Below are 11,017 nucleotides of genomic sequence, written 5' to 3' on the forward strand. Positions count from 1 at the left end.
GTTGTCCAGGGAGCGCAGTGCATTTGGCGCTTTGACTGCCCAGACAACTTGTCTTCAGAACATATACGATCGCATTTATCACCTGACGTAGGCTTAACTCTCTGGGTCTTCCCGCTGCCGATACAGGCAAGTGCGGTTTCAAGTAATGCCACGCCTCAACGCTTGGATTATTCGGATAGCGCTTCTTATACTTTTTTGTTGATTCATAAAAAGATGAGCTTTTTGATCTATGCTGGAAAGACAAGGACGGTGTTGGGCGGGTAGGGCTCGCCCCAGTAAAATAAATTTCTACCGGGGGCGAGCTGTGTTGTGAACCTAACGCTTTTCCTGATAGGAAACAACCACTGTGATACTGCTCTATTTAGAGCGTTTTGAGATACTCAAGCAAAGCTTTTTTCTCGTCTGAGGAAAGCGTGGTGCCGAATTCGTGGCCGCAACGGCTGTTTCCAGAATTCCGGTCACTGCAATCCGTAGTTTGCAACGTATAGTCAAATTTGGTTTGCTCAGCGGCAATTCCGATGTTGACGATATCGTAAGCCGGACCAACTTTGAACGAGCCAACCCGTTCGGCTGCGGGTTTCAACAGCTCTGCCAGCGTTGGCACAGATCCGTTATGAAGGTACGGTGCCGCCGCCCAGATTCCTTCAAGAACTCGGGATTCATATGCGTAAGTTGGTTTTTCAGACACTGCCGGTGCAATGTATGCATCCTTGAGAGAGTCCGTTTCCGGTGGAAACGGTGATTTCAGACTATCTGCCTGTGCCGCATCTTCGGCCTTCATCAGGACGGGAACGTAATGTTGGAGAATGGAGCCGAGAACAGCAGTTCCCAGAACGTTGAAAGCGGTATCGACTGGCTTGAGTGGGGCAGCGAGAAACGGGATTTTTGCACCTTCAAGCACACCAGTCTTCACGGTACGGCCGAGAATCTCGTATTCCTTGGAATCGGTACCGACATCCATGATTGGAGTCTTCCAGGTTTTTTGCTCGAAAAACCGGGTCTCACCAGGCGCGATACCATGGCAATCGGCGCAACCACCTTCCTCAGTCTTGCGGGCATAAATTGCTTTACCTTTGCTAGCAAGAGCCTGATCTACTTTCCATGGCCATTTGGGAGGGCCAATTTTTTTTATCAAGTCTTCCAATGCGCCCAATCCCTGAAAATCAGCTGAGTTATTAGCTAGGTAATCGATTCCGAGCAGACGCCACGCATCCTTTTTAGGATGAAAAACACCAAATACTCCGTAAACTTCACCGAGATTCCGGGCGAGTCCCAGTATGTCATTGCCATTACTGGCGAAGCCGGGCCACTGCGTTTTGTCCTGAATCGCCGCATTCCAGAGAAACGGATAGCGTACCGGTGCAGTGGCCGGCTGGATATTTTCAGGAATCATGTAGGTAGGCGAAGGGCCGATGTCTAACCCGGCGAGTCGGTTGAAGATCATCGATACGGCGTCAAGTCTCGCAGGCCCCCAAGGCTGTGCAGGAAGCGCGCGCTCTACCAAGGTATGGTAGGGCAAGTACCAAGCTTTCACCTCTTCTCGTAGCTTCTCCTTATCTTTCGAAGTTGGTGACGGACCGAGTACAGAATGAGCGAAGTCAGTGAATGCTTGCTGATTCGTCAAAACCGTGTTCACCGCAGCATCGAGATCAGCGAGGAAGCTTTGGAAATCAACGATTCCAGGACCGCCATCGATTCGATAGGAAGTACCGGAAACCTCGATTTGGCGCGTATGACAAGCGGAGCAATTCATGCCGATTTCCTGTCCGCTCTCCCCGCTGGAAACAGTAAATCCAACCGGCAATCCAGCGGGCCGGTTTGTTTCGTTGGGTAAATAACCATAACGACCAAGGCTTTCATCCATGAATGGTTTGCCATTTGGCTGCTTTAAGGCGACGATCCAGCGAAGTAGTATCAGCTGGGATCCCTGGTCGCGGCTATAGAAATCCTTTCTGGCAGAAGCTGTCCACTCTTTGCCTTGATCGACGATTACTGGTTCTGCGACAGATGAAATCGCAGGCAATAGCAAGGCAAATACTGAGGCGATACTGCCAATCCGGGATACAAACCCGATTTTCAACATTTACTCTCTCCTTGAAGAATGAATCAGAATATTCGTAAGTTCACCGCATCCTTGCCAATCTTTAATCATGTGTTGGCAGTGGATGAATCCTTCTCAGGCTAACGCCGCTCGCTACCCTGTGTACGGAAAGATAAGAATTTATGAGCAGATTAGAATTGATGACCAGGATTCGTCTTTTTTCCCAGTACTATCTTGGGTAACCACATGTGCTGCCAGTATCAAGCTTGGAATGGATGCGTAAATAGTATAGGACACGCCAAACGGGCGTGATAAAGGGAGAAGAGCAACTTTTTCTCGCTATTTGATCATTAGGGTGTGCTGAAAAAGCGATACGCCGTAGACCTGCTCATCAACTGAACGCTATGCGCTAATTTAAGTGTTGCGTATTCATTTGCGCGACCAGATCGTTTGCCCGATCTTTGCTGGCAGGGTGATTATCTTGTCTTGGTAATTTAAGCAGCAAGCTTAAATTTCTTATCTACATCATTATTGCTGAGAGCGCCAAGGCGCAATGTTTCGGTCAGTAATCAGCTGGTGTTTGCTGACGCTGGTATCATCAAAGTCGGCTTGCTCAGATGCATTGATTTGATATACCCCGGAAGCGACATGGATCTTGATGTATCCATCTGCAACGGCGATATGGTTATTGCCATCTTTCTGCATCTGGATACTGAAGCGCGTGCCAAAGTTCTTGATGATGGCATTGCCAACTTTGGCTTCAAGCTGATTGGTGGCGTTTTTTTTGATGTCAAAATAAACATTTCCCTTGAATAATTCAACTTGCAGCGGTTGGTCTTCTTTCACGGCGATAGAACTGCGCGTATCCAACGCCATATCAATACCGGGCGCTATCGCAGTGGCCAGTTGTTCTTCCGATGTTGCTTCATAAAACCGGATGCTAGGCGGTTTACCAAAATACCAGGTCATCAGACCGAGCATGATACAAACACTCATAATTGCACAATGCACTAAAAAACGCCGCCAACTGAAAACAAAGGTAAAGGGTTCTATCCCGGGTGGCTTAGGTTCCTGCATTTTATTTTGCAAAATATAAAATGAAAGTAGAAATTATATACTGACAGCTAAATTTTTTTAGCTTGGAATTTAGGGCTAATTCCCGATAAATGGGCATGGGTATTGATGCTTTCGTGGAGTGGTATCAGCAGGATAAAAGCCCGAAGAACTTCGGGAGTTATCTAAAAAGCATTGACGCGTTGCCGCTATGTCGCCGGAGGTTTGTCGGCACTGCTATCGAAATAGAAACGAAACAATAGCCCGGCTTTCTTATTTATTCGGTACTAACGTGCTGTCAGAGATGGATGATCATTTCGGCATTCACCCTATGGCCGTGAGTCGGGTTATGCGGCTATTCGAACAGAATAATTGGCATGAGTGTTGGAATGTTAGAATTGATGCTATTTTTACTTATTCTCCTCACCCTAATTTTTTATCATGCGCCCCATACTGGACATCGCCGCAGCCCTTGATCTGCAACCCAATGCACTGATGTGCTATGGCGAGTATATGGCAAAGCTTCGGTTGAGCGCCTTACCCAAGAAAGAGGCTAAGCCAAAAGGAAAAATCGTACTGGTTTCGGCGATTAATCCCACCCGCAGCGGCGAAGGAAAAACCACCGTTTCTATCGGCTTGGCACAAGGTCTTGCCCGCATCGGTCAGCGTACAGCACTTGCCTTACGCGAACCCTCGCTGGGACCCATCTTTGGCGTCAAGGGCGGCGGCACTGGTGGCGGCCGTTGCCAGCTCGAGCCCTCGGCGCGCATCAATATGCATTTCACGGGGGATCTGCATGCCGTCGCTGCGGCACACAACCTGTTGGCCGCCTTGCTGGATAATGCCATTCATTTTCGCAGCGAACTCGACCTGGAGCACCGCCAAGTCTTCTGGCGCCGTGTGTTGGATGTGAATGATCGCGCCCTGCGTGAGACCGTGATTGGGCTTGGCGGGCGCCTCAATGGTGTCCCGCGTGAGGCCGGCTTCGACATCACCGCAGCTTCAGAAGTCATGGCCATTCTCTGTCTATCTGAGGATCTCGCGGATCTAAAAGCCCGACTCGGGCGCATCCTGGTCGGATTTGACCGCTCGGGTGATCCGGTAACCGCGCAGAGCCTGCAGGCAACAGGCGCAATGGCGGCTTTGCTGCAGGATGCGATTCTGCCGAATCTGGTGCAATCCACCGAAGGCGTGCCCGCTTTTGTGCATGGAGGCCCCTTTGGCAACATTGCCCATGGCTGCAATAGCGTGGTTGCCACTAAGACTGCCGCTGCTTGCGCAGACTTTGCTGTGACAGAAGCGGGTTTTGGCTTTGATCTGGGCGCCGAGAAATTTTTTGACCTGAAATGCCGCAGCTCTGGTCTATGGCCTAGTGTGGTCGTGCTGGTGGTAACCGCGCGGGCATTAAGAATTCATGGTGGCGGCGACCCCATCCACTCCGATCCCATCCAAGAAATCGAATGTGGCTTGGAACACCTGGAGCACCATGTCCACAGCGTGCGCGCCTTTGGCTTTGAGCCGGTCATTGCCATCAATTGCTTTGAAGGCGATACCTCGCAGGAACTGACTGCCATTAAGAAGGGATGTGCCAAGCTTGGGCTGAATGCCGCCCTCTTTACCGGTTTTACCGATGGCGGCGCCGGGGCTGAAGCGCTGGCACGAGCGGTCACCACCGCTGCCGCTCAACCGACACCGCCTGCACGCTATCTTTATAGCTTGGGGTTACCTCCTGAGGAGAAAATTGCCGCCGTCGCTCGCACCATCTATGGCGCCAACGATCTCGAGTTCAGCCGCACTGCAAGAAAGGACCTGGAACGGGTTTACTTACTTGGTTACGACCGACTTCCCATCTGTATCGCCAAGACCCACCTGTCACTCAGCAGTGACCCAGCTCACGTAGGCCATCCCAGAGCGTTTGCACTGCCAGTCGAGTCGGTGCGTATCGCCGCTGGCGCCGGTTACCTGCTGGTGCTGACTGGCGACATCGTCACCATGCCCGGATTACCTCGTGACCCGGCCGCACACCGTATTGACCTGTCCGATGATGGGGAGATTATGGGCATTTGACCACCCTGCATGTTGGTGTGGGTTATGCTACCGTGAGCCGGGCAGTGAAACAGGCGGAAAAGAGAAGGCAAAAATGTCAAATTCAATGGTAGACCCCAAGTGCCCTTATGAATTCTGGTGATGCAAGAATGAGTTCGATGGTTTAGACGATGGGTTCTCATTCGCTGACGGCTTTGTATTCCTTTTGGGCATACTGCCGGTGGTTTCCGGTTGCTGTAATCAGTGATGCCATTTTATCGGTCCAGCGGAATAATTCAGATGTCTTCTCGGGGCTGGCTGCATAGACAATTCCGCTCATGGACAGTAGTGCAACAAGTGACCTTGATAGCATCGTGTGGGAAATGTTTGAGATATATATTCAGTAACGCGAGGGGGAGCGGTGAATTGGAGTGAGCAGATCGTATTATTGCTGGTTTCACTGGCAGCCAACGCCTTTTCGGCCTTGGCCGGAGGTGGGGCGGGGTTGATTCAATTACCTGCCCTGATATTTCTCGGATTGCCATTTGGGATAGCGCTCGCTACCCATAAAGTCGCCAGCGTTGCGCTTGGCGTGGGTGCAACATTGCGTCATTGGCGGGAAAAATCGCTCGATATTCGCTTTGCCATCTTTGTAATGGCCACGGGCTTGCCTGGGGTGGTGGCGGGAGCGGCAGTGATTCTTAACGTGCCGGACCGCGCAGCACAAATGGCGTTGGGTGTACTGACGATTGGCATGAGCCTTTACTCATTTTTTACGCCGCAGCTCGGGATGACAGCAGACTCGCGGCATCGTGATCGACAGGGATACCTTATAGGCGGTTTGGTGTTGTGTTTGATTGGTGTGCTCAATGGTTCATTGACTTCAGGAACGGGGTTGTTCGTGACTCTTTGGCTCGTTCACTGGTTTGGATTGGATTACAAGCAGGCTGTGGCCTATACCCTGGTTCTAGTCGGCTTGTTCTGGAATGGCGCCGGAGCGGTGACACTCGGCATGCTCGGTGAGATCAAATGGGACTGGTTGCCAGCGTTGTTATTGGGCTCAATGGTTGGCGGTTATCTCGGGGCACATTTCGCTATCGTCAAAGGGAATCGATTTATCAAGCGCAGTTTTGAGATCGTGACTTTTTTGGTGGGACTGAAATTGCTGGTTTAAATAAATAAGGTAGTCCCCCGGCTATGCCGGGAGACTATTAAAGGTTTGACCGTGTGATACGGTCACCCTGATTCTTTTAGCTTGATCAAGAGCTAGGAGAATCAAATGAGAGATTATCAGAGTTTGGCCCATACAACATGGGACTGTAAGTATCATGTCGTATTTATTCCGAAAAGAAGGAAGAAAGTGATATTCGGGATAATACGAAAACACCTTGGAAAGGTATTGCACGAATTAGCGGCGCAGAAAAACTGTCAGATAGTGGAAGAACATTTGATGCCTGATCATGTATATATATGCATCAGTATTCCTCCGAAGTACTCGGTATCTTAGGTAGTAGGATATATCAAGGGGAAAAGTGCAATATCGATAGCGCGAAAGTTTATGGGGAAATCGAGGAATTTCACAGGTGAAAGTTTTTGGACGCGTGGTTATTTTGTATCAACCGTAGGGTTAGATGAAGAGATGGTCAGAGAATATATCCGACATCAAGAGAAAGAGGATGAACATTATAATCAGCTCAAGCTTGGTATGTGATGCCGCCTTTAGGTGGCGCCAATTCTTGCCTCTTTGAGGGGCTAGCAGAAATAAGCCTCCGGCTTTGCCGGAGGTGATTTAACTGAGTCTTCATTGCGTTGGCCTGCGTGCTTCGCGGAACCAGATGCGGTATTGCTCCATTTTCACGCGCTGTTTCGCTGGGGCGTGGCGGCGGCAGGTGGCATATTCCTCCGTGCTGGACTCCGCGCCCCAACGTTCTTCAGCGCAGTCGTTGGGGTTATAAGCCATCTCATAGGCCGGCTTGCGTGCCAGCACCTCAGCCACAGAAAGCTCCCACAGACTGCCGTCCGTGCGTGTATAGCGAATGTTGCGTTCATGGATGCGTTTTGCGTGGTGTTGTTCGATTTCGACCTTGGCCTCCTCGGGACGCTGGCCGTTCAGCACGAACAATTCGGGGTGGCGCACGATCTTCTCGGCCAAACCATTTAGCACGTTAATCGCGATGATCAGGCGCATGTCGCGGGAGGGCGTGGAGTAATCTTCCCACGGGCCAATAGTCTGAAAAATCGCCGCGCCGCTGGGCATCGGGATGACACTGCCAGGATGCTTGCGGAAATATGCCTCGCTGTTGTTCACCGAGGCCACGCGGGCCTCGATTTGTTCTACTAAGGCATCCAGAGTGGCTTCATAAGCCTGCTTGGGATCAAGGCCGTTGGGGTTGATGAGCCTGGTTAACCTGGCGTAGAAATCGTCGGGAGAGAGTTGATCTTGCTCCACGGAAAAAGGGGCGAAGTCGGATTGGTCGGCTAGCTCACTATTGGAGAGCGCTCGCCACCTGCCTAAGGTCGTGCGGATCAAAGGCCGGAAAGCCTTGAAACCTGGTCCAGCGCTTGCGGTATTGGCAAACAGCATGGTGCCTTCCCAAACACGCTTGCGGGCCACCGTGTTGTCCGGCTGGGCATCGACCGCCAGCAAGCTGCCAGGGTGATCCGCCGTCTGCGGCAGCCATTCAACAACCAGCAGTACATGGCCGTAGGGGTCGGCATAAACCGTTCCCGGCCAGAGCATCTCCCGGCTAAGCGGGATGGGATACAGATCCGTGGACTCGTCTTCCAGTCCAGTCCGTAACGAACCTGAATGGATAGTATTCACCAGCTGTCTGCTGATTTTCCTGAAGCTGGCCTGCGAGCTGCTGCCGTGGGTAAATTCGGTCTCGATGGTGGCCGCGCCACAACGCGGCGGCGCTTTGGTCGAGCCACGCCCGCAGGCACGAAAGGCGAACGGCAGGCCGATTTTCCAGGAAAAATAAGCCCGCAAGGTGTAGGGCAGATCGGCGCAATCGGGGGTGAGTGGCAAGTTGTTGTCTTCGCTGAGGCCGAGATGGTTATGCAGAAAGTTGCGTTCGGTGTTGCGCAACACTGGTTCCAAGGAAGGAAAGCTGAGGTTTTCTTCGGGGGGGGCGCCAAACAACGCTTCGATCCAGGCAGAATAAAGGGCTTCAGTGGCAAGATTCCACACTTTGGTTCTTTCCTCTCTTTTCTGTATGCCTGATCCGTCAATGGTGAGAAGTTGGCAGGCGATCAGCCTGCCATCCCGGCTCGCTTCCACTCGATAATGTCCCTCGTTCAGCCTTGCCAATTCGGCGACAAGACTCCAAGGCGGGCCACCGCGGTGGCGGGATGGCAGGAGCATGCGTCGATCCTGGCTGTCGATCAGGGTCAGTTCCGACACGGGGCTATCCGTAGACACAGCCATGATCTTGACCTGCCCATCGGCTTTGGGGTTAAGGGGCGAGATCCAGATATGCGTTTCGCCAGCGTCTTCGCATGAATAATCCTCGGCCTGCGCCACTGAAATGCTGACCCATGCTAGCAAGCATGCGAGAAAAAGGCGCGTAGGCTGGGTCGGTAAACTCAAAAAGCAGCCTCGATCCCACTTTACTGCATCGAGACGCTTTGCTAATCCGCATAAACGAATATTACTTACCCTCAGGATGATGAATAGACTCCCTTGCAGTTTTTTCAGAATTAATTTTGAGAAGCTTAGTGTGATCACTTATGGACTCCTTTAAGGGATTTTTCTATTAGATAGGAGCATATCTTTCAAAGGAGTTTTTCCTTTTCAGGCAGTTAATTATCTGAAAGTCTAGGAAAATCTGGAATCAGAGTAAAGTTAAACATTAAATTACCCTAATCCATAGGATTCCACAGATTATGTGCTCACAGGTTTTACAGTTGCGGTAGCGTTAGACGGAGTTTTGCCTGTTTTGAGGTTGACGATTTTTTGGCCGGAATCGCCATAGTTTTGCCGGTTGCCGGATTACGGCCTGCACGGCCTACTACTGTTCCTTGATTAATGTATAGGCAGGGGTAAATTGTATTTTCTTTGAACGACATAGAGCAATTTTCCACAGTCTTGCTCACTGATTTTGTGGATAATAAACCAGGCAAATTTGAATAATCATTTTTATGGAGATACAGGGCTACTCTGTCAGCAATTTTCAGCTATGTTATTCGGCATTCAGGCTTTAGGAGGACTGAATTCACCAACCCTGAATTGATTTCTGTAATCACACGGCAAATCCACGTATGACAAAGTACAATAAACCACGCTATCTGATAGGTGCTGATGAAAAAAGGTAAAGGCCATCGCGTCAATTTGGAAATGCCGAGCAGGGTGGGGGAGTATCAAGTGCTGCAAGTGTCCTGCCAGCTAGTAGTTCGTTCCGATAATTGATTTCTCCACTTTTGGCAACTGAGGCGCATTTGCTAGAATAAAATCAAGACCCTCACGGATATTGACGATCATCGTTTTGATCTGATCCCCGGCCTCATGAGCCAACGTAAGCAATAATCGAGATTGACCTGCATGCCGAGTCAGGCGGGCAACCCCGTTTAGCAGCAAAGGGCGACTGGTAATCGCCTCCAGGTGTGTTTTGGGGTGGGCTAGACGGACATACCAACTCCGCCAATCGTAGATGAGCGCAACTGCTCGTGCTGAGAGGTTGCAGCGTTCCAAGTCATGAGGGGTATAACCACCCCAGCCCCATTGAGTCTTCAACTCATCAAAACCATTCTCGCAATCTGCCCGGTCCCGGTACAATTGCCCCAGGGCTTCCAGTGAATATCCCATCAGTCTGGCGAAGCTTGAACAGATAACGCTGATTAATCTCTTCCATTTCAGCCATCACCCCTTCATTGCCAAAAGCATTGTCGCCACGCATCAGAGTAGGCCGCTTCTCAGGAGCAAGTCCTTCGATCAGCTGCCGCAGACGGGGTAGGCTATGTTTGGCGGCATGGGATTTACCGCTTTGCACTTCAACATCAAGCACCAGGCGAACATTGCTGATTAAGTAAAGTATGCAGGGTGTGGCTTGGTCGTCCTGGCTTCCTGGGATTGTAGCCGATCTCAGCACCTATTTGACGGCCATACAACAGCTTGACGCTGCTATCAGCATCGAGAATCCAAGCAGTATTCAAGGCCTCGCGAGTACTCTCACTTAGCGCCGTGTCCATCCAGATCGTGCTCTTCATCAGCTGGGCCAGGCAGGCCGCGCGTTGCGCGTCATCACAACGCTTGGGCAAACTTGGCGCAAGCGCACTCAGCGCGCGGCGTAAGCTCTCATCGCTCATGATCTTGCCCATGCCGAGTATCTCAGGCGCAACTTCGTCTCCTCGTAGTCCGGCTATGTGCGCGTAACGTCGCTGCCCATCAAGAATGGATAGCAACCAAGTGCCCAGTCAATCAACCACCGCAGGCGCATTAGGGCTAGTGTAAGTAAGCGGGCACTCCTCTACCCAACGGGCAAATAAACCAGTCACTTCTAAGAATTCGGCAAAAAATACCAATTAACCCAAAGCCGTGGCGCTTCCGTTTTCGTCCCAGCGTACGTGAAATCGACCACCCGGGGTCGACAAGCACAACTCCTGTGCAGCTCGCTTCATCTCCCGCACGGCGCTGTCTACCGCCTTTACTACTTCTTTTTCATCAAAATCCTTTTCACCCATTGGGTGATTCCTTCATTCAGCCGTAAAACCTTTACAGTACTACGTTTACGGCTGTTTTTATAGGCTCAACTGAGGAAAATAGGTTAAACGTTTAGCGTGACTGTTAGATTAATTATTTTTTCATTTACTCAACTTATTGAAGTAGTAATAGATTTTATTTTTTATGAAATCCCCTGCTACAAATATGGAAAAATTACTTGACTAAAGTGATTAAGGTGA

General features: G+C 50.7%; 9 protein-coding genes and 1 pseudogene. 3 read left to right on the forward strand and 7 right to left on the reverse strand.

The annotated features are described in order from the left end of the window. Positions 1–361 precede the first annotated feature (361 nt). Positions 362–2,083 carry a di-heme-cytochrome C peroxidase gene (locus BLW34_RS11180; RefSeq protein ID WP_090579529.1) on the reverse strand — a complete coding sequence of 574 codons (1,722 nt, stop codon included), beginning with the start codon at positions 2,081–2,083 and terminating at the stop codon, positions 362–364. Between the two features lie 486 nt (positions 2,084–2,569). Beyond that, positions 2,570–3,118, reverse strand: coding sequence for a FecR domain-containing protein (locus tag BLW34_RS11185; RefSeq protein ID WP_090579533.1), 549 nt, complete (start codon positions 3,116–3,118; stop codon positions 2,570–2,572). Between the two features lie 471 nt (positions 3,119–3,589). Here BLW34_RS11185 and BLW34_RS11190 point away from each other — a divergent pair, with 471 nt between their 5' ends. The 3 genes and pseudogenes from BLW34_RS11190 (at position 3,590) to tnpA (ending at position 6,830) form a co-directional block, all read left to right on the forward strand. Next, positions 3,590–5,161, forward strand: coding sequence for a formate--tetrahydrofolate ligase (locus tag BLW34_RS11190; RefSeq protein ID WP_256203760.1), 1,572 nt, complete (start codon positions 3,590–3,592; stop codon positions 5,159–5,161). Between the two features lie 379 nt (positions 5,162–5,540). Continuing rightward, a complete protein-coding gene (locus tag BLW34_RS11195) occupies positions 5,541–6,293 on the forward strand; it encodes a sulfite exporter TauE/SafE family protein (RefSeq protein ID WP_090579539.1) in 753 nt (250 codons plus the stop codon). Positions 6,294–6,398: 105 nt separating this feature from the next. Further along, positions 6,399–6,830, forward strand: a pseudogene (tnpA, locus tag BLW34_RS11200) (IS200/IS605 family transposase). A 90-nt stretch (positions 6,831–6,920) separates the two neighbouring features. Here the strand turns inward: tnpA and BLW34_RS11205 are convergent. The 5 genes from BLW34_RS11205 to BLW34_RS16515 form a co-directional block, all read right to left on the reverse strand. Continuing rightward, positions 6,921–8,846 carry a hypothetical protein gene (locus tag BLW34_RS11205; protein ID WP_256203758.1) on the reverse strand — a complete coding sequence of 642 codons (1,926 nt, stop codon included), beginning with the start codon at positions 8,844–8,846 and terminating at the stop codon, positions 6,921–6,923. Positions 8,847–9,503: 657 nt separating this feature from the next. Next, on the reverse strand, positions 9,504–9,923 hold the full coding sequence (locus BLW34_RS17015; protein ID WP_256203759.1) for a hypothetical protein: 420 nt from the start codon (positions 9,921–9,923) through the stop codon (positions 9,504–9,506). Further along, a complete protein-coding gene (locus BLW34_RS17020) occupies positions 9,856–10,122 on the reverse strand; it encodes a hypothetical protein (protein ID WP_143037917.1) in 267 nt (88 codons plus the stop codon). The genes BLW34_RS17015 and BLW34_RS17020 overlap by 68 nt, the downstream gene beginning before the upstream one ends. Further along, on the reverse strand, positions 10,115–10,519 hold the full coding sequence (locus BLW34_RS17025; protein WP_256203761.1) for a hypothetical protein: 405 nt from the start codon (positions 10,517–10,519) through the stop codon (positions 10,115–10,117). Before BLW34_RS17025 ends, BLW34_RS17020 begins: the two co-directional genes overlap by 8 nt. Before the next feature lie 120 nt (positions 10,520–10,639). Beyond that, complete coding sequence (locus tag BLW34_RS16515) at positions 10,640–10,798, reverse strand: hypothetical protein (RefSeq protein ID WP_218138841.1); 159 nt, start codon at positions 10,796–10,798, stop codon at positions 10,640–10,642. Between the last annotated feature and the right edge of the window lie 219 nt (positions 10,799–11,017).

Source organism: Nitrosomonas sp. Nm58, from assembly GCF_900107335.1.
In the GTDB taxonomy this organism is placed as follows: domain Bacteria; phylum Pseudomonadota; class Gammaproteobacteria; order Burkholderiales; family Nitrosomonadaceae; genus Nitrosomonas.